Source organism: Microbacterium sp. NPDC056052, assembly GCF_042266785.1.
Lineage (GTDB): Bacteria > Actinomycetota > Actinomycetes > Actinomycetales > Microbacteriaceae > Microbacterium.
In genome coordinates this window covers 149,288-164,266 of sequence record NZ_JBHJWV010000001.1, presented here as the reverse complement: position 1 = coordinate 164,266, position 14,979 = coordinate 149,288, and the positions used below count along the sequence as shown (strand labels likewise).

13 protein-coding genes are annotated in these 14,979 nt (G+C 69.6%); 2 read left to right on the top strand and 11 right to left on the bottom strand.

Annotation, left to right across the window (positions count from 1 at the left end; translation table 11 throughout):
* Positions 1–8: 8 nt before the first annotated feature.
* Together ACFC1J_RS00810 and tdh are read right to left on the bottom strand one after the other, a co-directional pair.
* Positions 9–1,184: a glycine C-acetyltransferase gene (locus ACFC1J_RS00810; protein WP_375901621.1), complete on the bottom strand. Its 1,176-nt coding sequence runs from the start codon at positions 1,182–1,184 to the stop codon at positions 9–11.
* Between the two features lie 24 nt (positions 1,185–1,208).
* Positions 1,209–2,252: an L-threonine 3-dehydrogenase gene (gene tdh / locus ACFC1J_RS00805; protein ID WP_375901619.1), complete on the bottom strand. Its 1,044-nt coding sequence runs from the start codon at positions 2,250–2,252 to the stop codon at positions 1,209–1,211.
* Between the two features lie 87 nt (positions 2,253–2,339).
* Between tdh and ACFC1J_RS00800 the strand changes: the two genes are divergently transcribed.
* Positions 2,340–3,242, top strand: a complete 903-nt coding sequence (locus tag ACFC1J_RS00800; protein ID WP_375901617.1) for a LysR family transcriptional regulator — start codon at positions 2,340–2,342, stop codon at positions 3,240–3,242.
* A gap of 53 nt (positions 3,243–3,295) precedes the next feature.
* Positions 3,296–5,347 carry a M3 family metallopeptidase gene (locus tag ACFC1J_RS00795; protein WP_375901616.1) on the top strand — a complete coding sequence of 684 codons (2,052 nt, stop codon included), beginning with the start codon at positions 3,296–3,298 and terminating at the stop codon, positions 5,345–5,347.
* Between the two features lie 9 nt (positions 5,348–5,356).
* Here the strand turns inward: ACFC1J_RS00795 and clpX are convergent, their stop codons facing one another.
* From clpX to tig, 9 genes are all read right to left on the bottom strand, one after another.
* The gene (clpX, locus tag ACFC1J_RS00790) at positions 5,357–6,625 is read right to left on the bottom strand and encodes an ATP-dependent Clp protease ATP-binding subunit ClpX (protein WP_375901614.1); all 1,269 of its coding nucleotides are present in this window, start codon (positions 6,623–6,625) and stop codon (positions 5,357–5,359) included.
* 264 nt (positions 6,626–6,889) lie between these two features.
* The gene (locus ACFC1J_RS00785) at positions 6,890–7,741 is read right to left on the bottom strand and encodes an aldehyde dehydrogenase family protein (RefSeq protein ID WP_375901613.1); all 852 of its coding nucleotides are present in this window, start codon (positions 7,739–7,741) and stop codon (positions 6,890–6,892) included.
* Positions 7,738–9,252, bottom strand: a complete 1,515-nt coding sequence (locus ACFC1J_RS00780) for an aldehyde dehydrogenase family protein (RefSeq protein WP_375901611.1) — start codon at positions 9,250–9,252, stop codon at positions 7,738–7,740. Before ACFC1J_RS00780 ends, ACFC1J_RS00785 begins: the two co-directional genes overlap by 4 nt.
* A 13-nt stretch (positions 9,253–9,265) precedes the next feature.
* Positions 9,266–10,234, bottom strand: a complete 969-nt coding sequence (gene deoC, locus ACFC1J_RS00775; RefSeq protein ID WP_375902687.1) for a deoxyribose-phosphate aldolase — start codon at positions 10,232–10,234, stop codon at positions 9,266–9,268.
* A 29-nt stretch (positions 10,235–10,263) separates the two neighbouring features.
* Positions 10,264–11,217, bottom strand: a complete 954-nt coding sequence (locus tag ACFC1J_RS00770; RefSeq protein WP_375901609.1) for a sugar-binding transcriptional regulator — start codon at positions 11,215–11,217, stop codon at positions 10,264–10,266.
* Between the two features lie 146 nt (positions 11,218–11,363).
* Positions 11,364–12,014 (bottom strand): ATP-dependent Clp protease proteolytic subunit, encoded by a 651-nt coding sequence (locus ACFC1J_RS00765; RefSeq protein WP_375901607.1) that lies wholly within the window; start codon positions 12,012–12,014, stop codon positions 11,364–11,366.
* A gap of 18 nt (positions 12,015–12,032) precedes the next feature.
* Complete coding sequence (locus ACFC1J_RS00760) at positions 12,033–12,623, bottom strand: ATP-dependent Clp protease proteolytic subunit (protein ID WP_309337813.1); 591 nt, start codon at positions 12,621–12,623, stop codon at positions 12,033–12,035.
* Positions 12,624–12,703: 80 nt separating this feature from the next.
* Positions 12,704–13,198 carry a tetratricopeptide repeat protein gene (locus ACFC1J_RS00755; protein WP_375901605.1) on the bottom strand — a complete coding sequence of 165 codons (495 nt, stop codon included), beginning with the start codon at positions 13,196–13,198 and terminating at the stop codon, positions 12,704–12,706.
* 85 nt (positions 13,199–13,283) lie between these two features.
* The gene (tig, locus tag ACFC1J_RS00750) at positions 13,284–14,819 is read right to left on the bottom strand and encodes a trigger factor (RefSeq protein ID WP_375901603.1); all 1,536 of its coding nucleotides are present in this window, start codon (positions 14,817–14,819) and stop codon (positions 13,284–13,286) included.
* Between the last annotated feature and the right edge of the window lie 160 nt (positions 14,820–14,979).

The following is a 14,979-nucleotide window of genomic DNA, read 5'->3' as shown; positions in this document are numbered from 1 at the left end:
GGAGGGGGTCAGGCGGCGGCGCGGGCGGCGACGAACGCCGCGACACAGCGCTCGACCTGCTCCGGAGTGTGCGCGGCGGAGAGCTGCACACGGATGCGCGCGCGTCCGCGCGGCACCACCGGGAAGCTGAACGCCGTCACGTACACGCCCTGCTTCTGCATCTGGGCGGCGACCCGCGCGGTCAGCGCGGCGTCGCCGAACATGACGGGCACGATCGCGTGCTCGCCCGGGAGCAGGTCGAAGCCCTCCTCGGTCATGCGGCGGCGGAACAGTGCGGCGTTCTCCTGCAGCTGCGCGCGCAGGGATCCGGATCCCTCGACGAGGTCGAGCGCACGCAGGGTGCCCGCGACGATCGACGGGGCGAGCGTGTTGGAGAACAGGTACGGACGCGCGCGCTGGCGCAGCAGGGCCACGATGTCGCGATGGCCCGCGACGTAACCGCCGCTCGCGCCGCCGAGCGCCTTGCCGAAGGTGCCGGTATAGATGTCCACGCGGCCCTCCACGCCGCACAGCTCGGGCGTGCCGCGTCCGTGCTCGCCGATGAAGCCGACCGCGTGGGAGTCGTCCACGAAGACCAGGGCGTCGTATCGCTCGGCGAGGTCGCAGATGTCGGCGAGCGGGGCTATGTAGCCGTCCATGGAGAACACGCCATCCGTGACGATCACCCGGAAGCGGGCGTCGGCCGCGGCCTTCAGCTGCTCCTCGAGGTCAGCCATGTCACGGTTGCGATAGCGCAGCCGGCGCGCCTTGGACAACCGGATCCCATCGATGATCGACGCGTGGTTGAGCTCATCCGAGATGATCGCGTCTTCGGCCGAGAACAGCGTCTCGAAGACGCCGCCGTTCGCGTCGAAGCAGGACGAGAACAGGATCGCGTCCTCGGTGCCGAGGAACGACGACAGCCGCCGCTCGAGCTCGAGGTGCTGCTCCTGCGTGCCGCAGATGAAACGCACGCTCGCCAGGCCGTAGCCCCACTCGTCGAGGGCGCCCTTGGCCGCCTCCACGAGACGCTCGTCATCGGCGAGGCCCAGGTAGTTGTTGGCGCAGAAGTTCAGGACCTCGGCGCCGTCCGCGACGATCTCCGCGCGCTGCGGGCCGCGGATCCCGCGCTCGTGCTTGGTGAGGCCCGCCTCGTCGATCCCGGTGAGCTCGCCGGCGAGGTGCTGCTGGAATGATCCGTACATCGTCGTCTCCTCTGTCGTTGAAGATTAAAGTTCGGTCCAGTCGAGGATGATCTTGCCCGTGCCCGCCGAGGCGGCGGCCGCGAAGCCCTTCTCCCAGTCGCGCGCGGGAAGGACCTCGGCGATGATGCGGGTGATGGAGTCGCGCAGCACCGGGCTGGTCTGCAGCATGGCTCCCATCGCGTTCCAGGTCTCGAACATCTCGCGGCCGTAGATGCCCTTCACGGTGAGCATGTGCGTGACGATCTTGCCCCAGTCCACGCTGAACGGCCCGGTCGGCAGGCCGAGCATCGCGATCCGTCCGCCATGGTTCATGTTGTCGATCATCGCGGGCAGCGCGCTCGGCGCCCCGCTCATCTCGAAGCCGATGTCGAACCCTTCGCGCATGCCCAGGGCGCGCTGCGCATCCGCGATGTCCTCACGGGAGACGTCGACGACCGCGTCGGCGCCCATCTCGCGGGCGAGATCGAGTCGCGGGGCGCTCACGTCGGTCGCCGTGATGAAGCGAGCACCCACATGACGGGCGATCGCAATGGCCATGAGCCCGATCGGGCCGCAGCCGGTGACCAGCACGTCCTCACCGACGAGCGGGAAGGCGAGCGCGGTGTGCACGGCGTTGCCCAGCGGGTCGAAGATCGCGCCGAGTTCGGGCGTCACATCCGCGTGATGCACCCAGACGTTCGTCGCGGGCAGGGTGAGGTACTCCGCGTACGCGCCGTCGCGCTGCAGGCCGAGACCGATCGTCCTGATGCACATCTGCCGGCGACCGGCACGACAGTTGCGGCACATGCCGCACACGATGTGCCCCTCGCCGGAGACCCGGTCGCCGACCGCGATGTCGTGCACCAGAGGGCCGACCTCGACGACCTCGCCGTAGAACTCGTGCCCCGGGATGAGCGGCGACTTCACGGCGGAGGCGGCCCAGTCGTCCCAGCGCTGGATATGCAGGTCGGTGCCGCAGATGCCGGTGCGCAGCACGCGGATGACGACCTCGTCGGGGCCGGCCACGGGGTCGGGGCGGTCGACGAGCTCGAGGCCCGCGTGCGGGCCGTCCTTGTAGAGAGCCTTCATGCTTCGATCCCATCGCGAACAACCCTGTAGATCAATCCCCACCGTCTGGACAGAGCTTTAAGCATCGCTACATGCTTGACTGGACATATGCAACTGCAGCAGCTTCAGATCCTCCGCGAACTCGGCGCGCTCGGCAGCGTGACGGCCGTCGCGGAAGCCCTGCGCGTCACACCCTCCGCCGTCTCCCAGCAGCTCGCGGCGCTGCAGCGCGGCGTGCGCGCGCCGCTGACGCGCAAGCAGGGCCGCACGCTCGTGCTGACGCTGGCCGGAGAAGCGCTCGCCGAGGCGGGCGCAGCCGCGCTCGACGCGATGGCCGCGGCGCGATCCGCCGTGGACGAGTTCGAGGGCGCGGAGGGCGGCGTCGTCACGGTGAGCGGGTTCCTCAGCGCGGCCCAGGCCCTGTTCGGCCCTCTTATCCGCGCCCTCGGATCCGGCCCCGACGTTCCCGCGATCCGCTTCACCGACGAGGATGTCGCGCAGAGCGACTTCCCCGCCCTCACCGCGCGCTACGACCTCGTGCTCGCGCATCGCATGGAGCACAGCCCGCCGTGGCCGAAGACCGGGATCCGCGTGCTCACCCTCGCCGCCGAGCCGCTCGATGTGGCGCTCTCCCCCGAGCATCCGCTCGCACAGCGCGCGTCGCTGCGCCCGGCCGATGTGGTGGGCGAGCGCTGGGTCACGAGCCGCGCCGGCTACTCCCCGGATGACGTGCTGCGCACGATCTCCGCCATCACGAACCGGCCGGCCGAGATCGTGCACCGGATCAACGACTACGGCGTCGCCGCCTCCGTGATCGCGACGGGGGATGTGATCGGCGTGCTCCCCCGCTACACCTCACCGGGCACCGACACGGTCGTGCGCCGCCCGCTGCAGTACGTCAGCACCAACCGGATGATCGATGTGCTCGCCCGCCCGGAGAACCTGCGCCGGCGCTCCGTGCGCCTCGTCTCCGATGCGCTGAGCAGGGTCATGGCGGATCTGACCGGCTAGCGCCGCCCTACCGCCTCGCCCCTCGGATCGGGGCGATCTTCTAGGCTCGGAGGATGACGGTCGAGACCAACCCGCTGCTCACGCCCTCCGCCCTCCCCTACGCGCTCCCTGACTACGGCCGCATCCGCGCGGAGCACTACCTCCCCGCGTTCCGGCTGGGGTTCGAGGAGCAGCTCGCCGAGATCCGCCGGATCACGATGGTGCGCTCGATGCCGACCTTCGAGAACACCATGGCGGCCCTGGAGCGCAGCGGAGAACTGCTGGACCGGGCGTCGCACGCGTTCTACACGGTGGCCTCCGCGGACGCCACCGCCGAGATCCAGGCGATCGATGAGGAGCTCGCCCCGCTGATGGCGGCGCACCAGGATGCGATCCTGCTCGACTCGGCTCTCTACTGGCGGATCTCGCAGCTCCGCGATCAGCTCGACGGCCTGACGCTGGACCCGGAGCAGCGACGTCTCGTCGAGCGCTGGCATCGCGAGATGACCCTCGCCGGAGCGGCGCTCGACGAATCGGCCAAGGCCCGGCTCACGGCGCTGAACCAGCGGATCTCCTCGCTCAGCACGACGTTCGAGAAGAACCTGCTCGCCGACACGAACGAGCTGGCCGTCGTGTTCGACGACGCGGCCGACCTCGACGGCCTGAGCGCCGGCGAGCTGTCGTCCGCCGCCCGCGCGGCCTCGGAGCGCGGACTCGAGGGCAAGCATCTGCTCTCACTCCCCCTGTTCACCGGCCACCCGGCGCTCGCAGCGCTCACGAATCGGGAGAGTCGTCGTCGCGTCATGGAGGCGTCGCGCTCTCGCGGAGCACGCGGCGGCGCGCACGATAATCGGGGCGTCCTCGCCGAGATCGCGACCCTCCGCGCCGAACGTGCGGCGCTGCTCGGCTACGGGTCCCACGCGGCCGCGGTGACGGCCGATGAGACGGCAGGCACACCCGAAGCCGTAGAGCGCATGCTGCGCGACCTCGCCGCGCCCGCCGCGCGCAACGCCGCCGCGGAGCGCGCGGCCCTGCAGCGCCTCATCGACGACACCGAGCCGGAACCGTTCCCGCTGGAGGCGCACGATTGGGCGTTCTACACGGAGAAGCTGCGCACCGCGCAGTACGACATCGACACCGCGGCTCTGCGCCCGTGGTTCGAAGCGGAGCGCGTGCTGCGTGACGGCGTGTTTGCCGCGGCAGCCCGGCTGTACGGGCTCTCCTTCGCGGAGCGCTCCGACTTGCCCGTCTACCACCCGGGCGCCCGGACCTTCGAGGTGTTCCAGGAGGATGGATCCGCGCTCGGCCTGTACGTGCTGGATCTGTACACGCGCGACAGCAAGCGCGGCGGGGCGTGGATGAACCCAGTCGTGAGCCAGTCCGCGCTGCGCGGCACGCTCCCGGTCGTCGCCAATAACCTGAACGTCTCGAAGCCCGCCGACGGCGAGCCGACGCTGCTCACACTCGATGAGGTGAACACGCTCTTCCACGAGTTCGGGCACGCGCTGCACGGGCTGTTCTCCGACGTGACGTATCCGCACTTCTCCGGCACCAATGTGTTCCGCGACTTCGTCGAGTTCCCCAGTCAGGTCAACGAGATGTGGATGCTCTGGCCCGAGATCGTCGACGCATACGCACAGCATCATGACTCCGGCGACCCGCTTCCGGCGGGCCTCGTCGAGCGCCTGCGGTCGACGGAGACGTTCAATCAGGGCTTCGAGACCAGCGAGTACCTCGCGGCGGCGTGGCTCGACCAGGCTCTGCACGCGCTGCCGGCAGGAGAGTCGATCGATGACGTCGCGGCGTTCGAGGCCGCGGCACTCGCGGACATCGGACTGGACGATCCCGCGGTGCCCACGCGATACTCCTCGGCCTACTTCGCGCACGTGTTCTCCGGCGGCTACAGCGCGGGCTACTACTCGTACATCTGGAGCGAGGTCCTCGATGCCGACACCGTGGAGTGGTTCCAAGAGAACGGCGGCGCCCAGCGGTCCAACGGCGAGCGTTTCCGCCGGCGCCTGCTGGGCGTGGGCGGATCCAAGGATCCGCTCGAGGCCTACCGCGACTTTCGCGGACGCGATGCCGAGATCGCCCCTCTGCTGAAGCGGCGGGGCCTGGACCGCTGAGGGCGCCGCTCAGGCGCTCTTGCGCTTGCGCGCCAGCACCAGGGTGGGCGGCGCGCCCTCGTCGACCGCGGCGCGCGTGACGACCACCTTCTGCACGTCCTCCGCGGACGGGATCTCGAACATGATCGGGCCCAGCACGTCCTCCAGGATCGCCCGGAGTCCGCGTGCGCCGGTCTTGCGGAGCACGGCGAGGTCGGCGATCGACTGCAGGGCGTCGTCCTCGAACTCCAACTCCACGCCGTCGAGCTGGAACATGCGCTGGTACTGCTTGACCAGTGCGTTGCGCGGCCCGGTGAGGATGTCGATGAGAGCGGCCTGATCGAGCGGCGAGACCGAGGCCACGACGGGAAGCCGGCCGATGAACTCGGGGATGAGGCCGAACTTGTGCAGATCCTCCGGGAGCACCTCGCTGAACAGATCCAGGTCCTTGCCCTTGTCGTGCAGCGGTGCGCCGAAACCGACGCCGTGCTTGCCGACGCGGGAGGAGACGATGTCCTCGAGGCCCGCGAAGGCGCCGGCCACGATGAACAGCACGTTCGTGGTGTCGATCTGCAGGAACTCCTGGTGCGGGTGCTTGCGACCGCCCTGCGGGGGCACCGAGGCGACCGTGCCCTCGAGGATCTTCAGCAGCGCCTGCTGCACGCCCTCCCCGGAGACGTCGCGGGTGATCGACGGGTTCTCCGCCTTGCGGGCGATCTTGTCGATCTCATCGATGTAGATGATGCCCTGCTCGGCGCGCTTGACGTCGTAGTCGGCGGCCTGGATGAGCTTGAGGAGGATGTTCTCCACGTCCTCGCCGACGTAACCCGCCTCGGTGAGCGCGGTGGCGTCCGCCACGGCGAACGGCACGTTCAGGCGCTTCGCGAGCGTCTGGGCGAGGTAGGTCTTGCCGCACCCGGTGGGGCCGATCATCAGGATGTTGCTCTTCGCGATCTCGATGTCCTCGGCCTTCTGCTCGGCCGGCTGCAGGGTGCCGCGGGCGCGAACCCGCTTGTAGTGGTTGTAGACCGCGACCGCGAGCGCCTTCTTGGCCGGCTCCTGGCCGACCACGTACTCCTCGAGGAAGGAGAAGATCTCGCGAGGCTTGGGCAGATCGAACTCGGCGACCTCGCCGTTGGCGGACTCCGCCATGCGCTCTTCGATGATCTCGTTGCAGAGCTCGACGCACTCGTCGCAGATGTAGACGCCGGGCCCTGCGATGAGCTGCTGGACCTGCTTCTGACTCTTGCCGCAGAACGAGCACTTGAACAGGTCGGCGCTCTCACCGATGCGTGCCATGTGCGTCCTCCTTCGAGACCTGGTCCGCGGTCGCCTCCGTGTTGTCACATCGGCGATCACGGCGTGGGAACACCGTGCGGCGTTGCCGCTGTTCGAGCCTAACCGCTGCGTCCGACATCCGGCCGCATCGCCACGGATCCCCCGCGACGCGTCGCTCCGCGCACGGCGAACACGCGCCGGAACCGGGCATTCATGACGAACGGCCCGCCTCCCGCGGGTGCGGGGGCGGGCCGTTCGAGGCTTCGACGGTCTCAGGGACCGCGATCAGACCATGCTCTTCGGGTGCCAGACCGTCTTCACCTCGGTGAACGCGGCGATCCGCTGCGGCGAGGCGACGACCTCACCCGGAGCGAGCACGCGCTTGAGCGTGTCGGCGGCCGCGATCTGCAGGTCGACCCAGTCGATCCCGCCCGCCCCTGCCAGGTCCAGCGCGTTGACGTCGGCGTGCGCCGCGAGCCACGGCGCGAGCTCGGCCGGGGAACCGGTCAGCACGTTCACCACGCCGCCGGGCACATCGCTCGTGGCGAGCACCTCGGCGAGGCTGATCGCGGAGAGCGGGTACTGCTCGCTCGCCACGACGACCACCGCATTGCCGGCGACGAGCGCCGGGGCCACGACCGAGACGAGGCCCAGCAGCGCGGACTCCTGCGGCGCGACGATCGCGACGACGCCGGTCGGCTCCGGAGCGGAGATGTTGAAGTAGGCGCCCGCGACCGGGTTCAGGTTGCCGGCGATCTGGGCGTACTTGTCGCACCAGCCCGCGTACCAGACCCACAGATCGATCGCCTCGTCGACCTGCGCGCCGGCGACAGCCGCCGAGACGCCCTGCTGGGCCACGATCTCGTCGACGAACTGGGCACGACGCCCCTCGAGCACCTCGGCCACGCGGTACAGCACCTGGCCGCGGTTGTAGGCGGTCGCCTTGGCCCAGCCGGCCTGCGCGGTGCGCGCGGCCTTGACCGCATCGCGGGCGTCCTTGCGCGACGCCTGGGCGGCGTTCGCGAGGAACGCGCCCTTCGGGGTGGTGACCTCGTAGGTGCGTCCCGATTCGCTGCGCGGGAACGCGCCGCCGATCGCGAGCTTGTAGGTCTTGGGAACGGTCAGACGCGCGCTCATGCCGCGGATCCCTTCTTCAGCGCCTTGGCTTCGCTCTTGGTCTCGTTCTGCCGGTCCAGCGCGCGCGGGGCGACCGCCGCCGGGCGCAGATAGGCGGCCAGGCCCTGCTTTCCGCCTTCGCGGCCGTAGCCGGACTCCTTGTAGCCGCCGAACGGGCTGGACGGATCGAACCGGTTGAACGTGTTGGCCCACACGACCCCCGCGCGCAGGCGGTCGGCGACGGCGAGGATCCGGGATCCCTTGTCGCTCCACACTCCTGCGGAGAGGCCGTAGGGCGTGTTGTTCGCCTTCGCGATCGCCTCGGCCGGGGTGCGGAAGGTCAGCACCGACAGCACGGGGCCGAACACCTCCTCGCGGGCGATCCGGTGCGACGCTTCGACGCCGGTGAAGATCGTCGGGGCGAACCAGAACCCCTTCTCCGGGATCACGCAGTCGGCGGTCCAGCGCTGTGCGCCCTCGTCCTCGCCGACCTGGCTGAGCTCGCGGATCCGCGCCAGCTGCTCGGCGGAGTTGATCGCGCCGATGTCCGTGTTCTTGTCGAGCGGGTCGCCGAGGCGCAGGGTCGACAGACGCGACTTCAGCCGGTCGATGACCTCGTCGTGGATCGATTCCTGCACGAGCAGGCGGCTGCCGGCGCAGCAGACGTGCCCCTGGTTGAAGAAGATGCCGTTGACGATGCCCTCGACGGCCTGGTCGATCGGGGCGTCGTCGAAGACGATGTTCGCGGCCTTGCCGCCGAGCTCCAGGGTGAGCGCCTTGCCGGTGCCGGCGACGGTACGCGCGATCTCGCGACCCACCGCGGTGGACCCGGTGAAGGCGACCTTGTCGACGTCGGGGTGGCGCACCAGCGCCGCGCCGGTGGCCCCGGCGCCCGTGATGATGTTCACCACGCCGGCCGGAAGGTCGGCCTGCTGCAGGATCTCGGCGAAGATCAGCGCCGTGAGCGAGGTGGTCTCCGCGGGCTTCAGGACGACCGTGTTGCCTGCGGCGAGCGCCGGCGCGACCTTCCACGCGAGCATGAGCAGCGGGAAGTTCCACGGGATGACCTGCCCCGCGACGCCGTGCGCCGACGGGTTCGGTCCGGCGCCGGCGTAGTCGAGCTTGTCCGCCCAGCCTGCGTAGTAGAAGAACCACGACGCGACGAGAGGCACGTCCACGTCGCGGGCTTCCTTGATCGGCTTGCCGTTGTCGAGGCTCTCCGCCACGGCGAGTTCGCGGGCGCGCTCCTGCACGAGGCGCGCGATCCGGAACAGGTACTTGCCGCGGTCGCGGCCGCTCATCTTCGACCACACCCTGGTGTAGGCGCGGCGCGCGGCGGCCACGGCGAGATCGACGTCCTCATCCGATGCGTGCGCGATCGTGGCGATGCGCGACTCGTCCGCGGGCGAGATCGTGCCGAACGAGGCGCCGCGGCCCTCGACGAACTCGCCGTCGATGAACAGGCCGTACTCGTCCTTCAGGTTGAGGATGCTCCGCGACTCGGGCGCGGGTGCGTAATCCAGGAATCCCATGCGTGGTCCTCCGTCAGTCGATCGTGACGTAGTCGGGGCCGGAGTAGTGGCCGGTGGTCAGCTTCTGCCGCTGCAGCAGCACGTCGTTGAGCAGGCTGGACGCGCCGAACCGGAACAGGTGCGGCTGCAGCCACTCCTCCCCGACCGTCTCGGCGACGTGCACGAGATACTTGACCGCGTCCTTCGAGGACCGGATCCCGCCGGCCGGCTTCACGCCGATCTTCTCGCCGGTGAGCCGGTGCCAGTCGCGCACGGCCTCGAGCATGAGCAGCGTGACCGGCAGCGTGGCCGCGGGCGCGACCTTGCCGGTGGACGTCTTGATGAAGTCGCCTCCCGCCAGCATGCCGAGCCAGGACGCGCGCTTGATGTTGTCGTAGGTGTTCAGCTCACCCGTCTCCAGGATGATCTTGAGCGAGGCGGACGTGCCGTCCCCCCGGCGGCAGGCGTCCTTGACCGCGACGATCTGCTCGAACACCTGGCCGTAGCGCCCGGAGAGGAACGCGCCGCGGTCGATCACCATGTCGATCTCGTCGGCACCGGCCTCCACCGCGTCACGGGTGTCCGCGAGCTTCACGGCCAGCGAAGCGCGCCCGCTCGGGAACGCGGTCGCGACGGCGGCGACGGAGATGCCGCCGTCGTCGGGGTCGCCGTGCCGGGCGCCGAGCGCCTCGACGGCATACGGCACCATGTCGCCGTACACGCACACCGCGGCGACCGAGGGGCAGGATGCATCGGAGGCGTCGGGCAGTTTGGCCTTGGACACCAGCGAGCGCACCTTGCCGGGGGTGTCGGCGCCCTCCAGCGTCGTGAGGTCGATGAGGCGCACGATCGTGTCGAGGGCCCAGGCCTTCGACGTCGTCTTGATCGAGCGCGTGCCGAGCGCGGCGGAGCGCTGCTCCAGGCCCACCGCGTCCACGCCGGGGAGGCCGTGCAGGAATCGGCGCAGGGTGAGGTCGTCGGGTTCGCCGCCGAGCACCTCCAGCGCGGTGCGCCGTGCGAGTTCGGTCGTCGTCACTGGTCCTCCAAGAGGGTCCGGGCGGTCGCCTCGTCGGTGACCACCATCGTGCACAGGTTCGCGGTCACGACCGTGCGGGCGATGTCGTGCTTCGCCTCTCCGGCCGTGACGAAGACGGCGGTGCGCGCCTCGCGCAACCGCTCGAGACTCAGCCCGACCGTGCGGGCGTCGAGCTCGGGATCCACGATGTTGCCGTCGGCGTCGATGTAGCGGCCCAGCACGTCGCCGACCGCGCCGCGGCGGGCGAGCTCGTCGATGTCGCGGACGCTCAGATAGCCGTTGTCGACGTGCGCGGATCCGGCATCGCAGACGCCCGCCGTGAAGAGGTAGGCGTCGGCCTGCGCGGCCTGATCGAGCACGCCCGCGACGGTGCGGTCCCGTTCGATCGCCTGCTTGGTCTCGAGCCGCTCCAGGATCGCGGGGCTGGGCAGCAGCGCGACGTGCCCCGCGGCGCGCTGCGCGATGGTGGCCGCCAGCGAGGCGGCGCCTCCTGGACGGCGGTTCACGCTCACACCGCCGTTCATCTGCACCACGGTGACTCCGCGCGCCCATCCCTCGGCCATCCGGTCGGCGATCGCGGTGAGCGTGCGGCCCCAGCTCACGGCAAGGGTCTTCGGCACCGGGCGGAGGGCTGCGAGGTGATCCGCGGCGCCCTGCGCGACCCTGCCGAGGGTCTCGGTGTCGCTCGGCCCGTTCGGCACCACGACCGCGTCGGCGAGCCCGAAGCGCTCGCGCAGCTCTCGTTCGATGCCGAGCTTGCGGGCACGCGGGTGCACGATCTCGATCCGCACGATCCCGTCGATGCGGGCCTGCTGCAGGAGCCGGCCGACCTTCCAGCGCGAGATGCCCAGCAGGCCGCCGATCTCGTCCTGGGTCTTGTCCTCGTCGTAGTACAGCTCCGCCACACGGACGGCGAGCAGCTCGTCGTCATCGATGGCGGATCGGGGCATGCTCCGAGAATACCCTTCGCCACACGCACGCGCATGCATCTGCTCATATGAGCAATCGTCCTCGCTCACCCGCGCAACAGGAGCGGGGACGCGAGAGGGCGGCCCGGAGTCGGATCCGGACCGCCCTCTCGCGGGATGTCAGCAGGTCAGCTGAGCGACTGACGCTTGCGGCTCGTCAGCACCTGGTCGACGATGCCGTAGTCCTTGGCCTGCGCCGCGGAGAGGATGTTGTCGCGATCGATGTCGCGGTTGACCTTCGCCACCGGCTGCCCGGTGTGCTTGGCCATCGTCTCCTCGAGCCAGGTGCGCATGCGCAGGATCTCGGCGGCCTGGATCTCGATGTCGGAGGCCTGGCCCTGACCGGCCTCGCCCATCGCGGGCTGGTGCATCAGCACGCGCGCGTTCGGCAGCGCGAGACGCTTGCCGGGCGCACCCGCGGCGAGCAGGACCGAGGCGGCCGAGGCCGCCTGGCCGAGCACGACCGTCTGGATCTGCGGCGCGACGTACTGCATCGTGTCGTAGATCGCGGTCATCGCCGTGAAGGATCCGCCGGGCGAGTTGATGTACATCGTGATGTCGCGCTCGGAGTCCTGGCTCTCCAGGACCAGCAGCTGCGCCATCACGTCATCGGCGGATGCGTCGTCGACCTGCACGCCGAGGAAGATCACGCGATCTTCGAACAGCTTGTTGTACGGGTCCTGACGCTTGAAGCCGTAGGCGGTGCGCTCCTCGAACTGAGGAAGGACGTAGCGGCTCGAGGGCAGGTCGCCGGCGGACCGGAACGTGGGTGTGTACATGGGTGTCCTCTCCAGCCCTTACTTGTCCGCGCCCGTGCCGCCGCCGCCGTGCACGTCACTGGCGTGCTCGCGCATGTGGTCGACGAAGCCGTATTCGAGAGCCTCTGTGGCGGTGAACCAGCGGTCCCGGTCGCCGTCCTCGTTGATCTGCTCCACCGTCTTGCCGGTCTGCGAGGCGGTGATCTCGGCGAGGCGCTGCTTCATCGACAGGATGAGCTGCGCCTGCGTCTGGATGTCGCTGGACGTGCCGCCGAAGCCGCCGTGCGGCTGGTGCAGCAGCACGCGCGCGTTCGGCGTGATGTAGCGCTTGCCCTTGGTGCCGCTGGTCAGCAGCAGCTGTCCCATCGAGGCCGCCATGCCGATGCCGACCGTGACGATGTCGTTCGGCACGAACTGCATCGTGTCGTAGATCGCCATGCCCGCGGTGATGGACCCGCCGGGCGAGTTGATGTAGAGGTAGATGTCCTTCTCGGGGTCCTCTGCGGCGAGAAGGAGGATCTTGGCGCAGATCTCGTTGGCGTTCTCGTCCCGCACCTCGGATCCCAGCCAGATGATGCGATCCTTGAGCAGCCTGTCAAAGACGCTCGTCGCGACCAGGGGTTCAGCCATTTCAGCTCCTGTTTCCGTGTTCGGTGTTTCGAATCTACCGGCGACAACGCACGCGCCCGGCCGTGTTCGCCGTCGGCATATCAGGCGCCGTCGCCCGCGATCTCGTGGGCGTACGCGGTCATGGACCGGTGATAGCGGGGCATGTGCGGCACCAGGGCCAGAATCGCGACGCCGAGCCCGCGCTCGGGGTGACCGGCGCTGGCCAGCGCGAGAGCGTGCATCGCCGCGATCGCGTCGCGGTAGACCGAGTCGGGGTGGGCGGTGTGCTCGGCCTCGATGAGCTCGAGCGCGCCCTGCACGTCGCCGAGATTGCGCAGCGAGCTCGCCAGCTGGATCGTCGCCTGGGCGCGGCGGTCGTCGTCGAGACCGAGGTCGAGCGCGCGACGATAGAGCGGCACCGCCTCGTCGGGCCGTCCCGCGGAGTCGCGGGCGCCGGCACGCTCGAAGGCGGCTCCGGCGTCGTCAGAACCCCGCTCCGCCGCGATCGCATCGATCCGCGTGATCACCTCGTCGTCGACGAGCCCCCCTGCGGCTGCCTCCCAGACGGCGTCGATCCGTTCCTGCCAGTCGTTCATGTCTGTCCTCGTTCTCGTGCTCGACGGATGCGAAGAGGGCGGGTGCATGGTGCACCCGCCCTCTTCCGGATCATGGATCCGATGCTTACTCGGCGTCAGCGGCCTTGTCGGCGGCCTTCTTGGCCGGGGCCTTGCGCGCAGCCGGCTTCACTTCGTCTCGCTCCGCTCGCTCAGTGCGGCGCTTGGCGGCGGGCTTCTCCTCGGCGGGGGCCTCCGCAGCGGGAGCCTCGTCGGCCTCCGCAGCCTTCTTGGCCGGGGCCTTCTTGGCGGGAGCCTTCTTGGCCGGGGCCTTCTTCGCGGGCTTCTCCTCGGCCGGAGCCTCGGCAGCGTCCTCGGCCTCGTCGTCGGTCGCGACGAAACCGGTCAGGTCAACGGCCTTGCCGTTGGAGTCGACCACGGTGACCTTGCCCAGCGCGACCGCGAGGGCCTTGTTGCGGGCGACCTCGCCGACGAGGGCCGGCAGCTGGTTCTGGGACTGCAGAGCCTCGACGAACTCCTGCGGAGCCATGCCGTACTGCGCAGCGGACTGGATCAGGTACTGGCTGAGCTCGTCCTGCGAGACCTGAACGTTCGCATCCTCAGCGATCGAGTCGAGCAGCACCTGGGTGCGGAACTGCTTGGTGCTCGCCTCGGTGACCTCGGCGCGGTGCTCGTCGTCCTCCAGACGGCCCTCGCCCTCGAGGTGGTTGTGCACCTCGTCCTCGATGAGCTGCGGCGGAACCGGGATCTCGATCTTCTCGAGCAGGGTCTCGATGAGCTTGTCGCGCGCCGAGGAGGCCTGGGTGAACACGCCCTGCTGATCGACCGACTCGCGCAGGCTGTCGCGCAGCTCGGCGATCGTGTCGAACTCGCTCGCGATCTGCGCGAAGTCGTCGTCCGCCTCGGGCAGCTCGCGCTCCTTGACGGCCTTGACCGTGACGGAGACCTCGGCGTCCTCGCCCGCGTGGTCGCCGCCGACCAGCTTCGAGCGGAACGTGGTGTCCTCCCCGGCGGTGAGCGAGTCGATCGCGTCGTCGATGCCTTCGAGCAGCTCGCCGGAGCCGACCTCGTAGGAGACGCCCTCCGCACGGTCGATCTCTGCGCCGTCGATGGCGGCGACGAGGTCGAGCTCAACGAAGTCGCCGGCCTTCGCGGGACGGTCGACGGGGACCAGCGTGCCGAAGCGGGCGCGCAGGCGGTCGAGCTCCGCGTCGAGAGCTGCCTCATCGGCCTCAATGGCGTCGACGGTCACGGTGATGCCCTCGAGCGACGGGACCTCGATCTCGGGGCGGACGTCGACCTCGACCTCGACCTTGAGGTCGCCGGAGAAGTCCTTCTCGTTCGGCCACTCGATGACCTCGGCCGACGGGCGGCCGACGATGCGGAGGTTGTGCTCGAGCGACGCCTCGCGGAAGAAGGTGTCCAGACCCTCGTTGACCGCGTGCTCGATGACGGCGCCGCGGCCGACGCGCTGGTCGATGATCGGCGCGGGCACCTTGCCCTTGCGGAAGCCGGGGATCTGCACGTCCTGCGCGATGTGCTCGTACGCGTGCGCGATGCTGGGCTTGAGGTCCTCGGGGGTGACCGTGATGTGCAGCTTGACCCGGGTCGGGGCAAGCTTCTCGACGGTGCTGTTCGCCATGCTGGTGTGCTCTCCTTGTGAATGTCCCGCGTGTATCGCGACGCGGTTGTGAGGTCTGGGGGCTCGGCCGACCCTGCGGGTCGGCCTTCGCACGGGGGCGCATCTCCGGACACTTCTCTGTCGGATCTGTCGGAGCCTCGCCTGTCGACCTCGAGCAGTG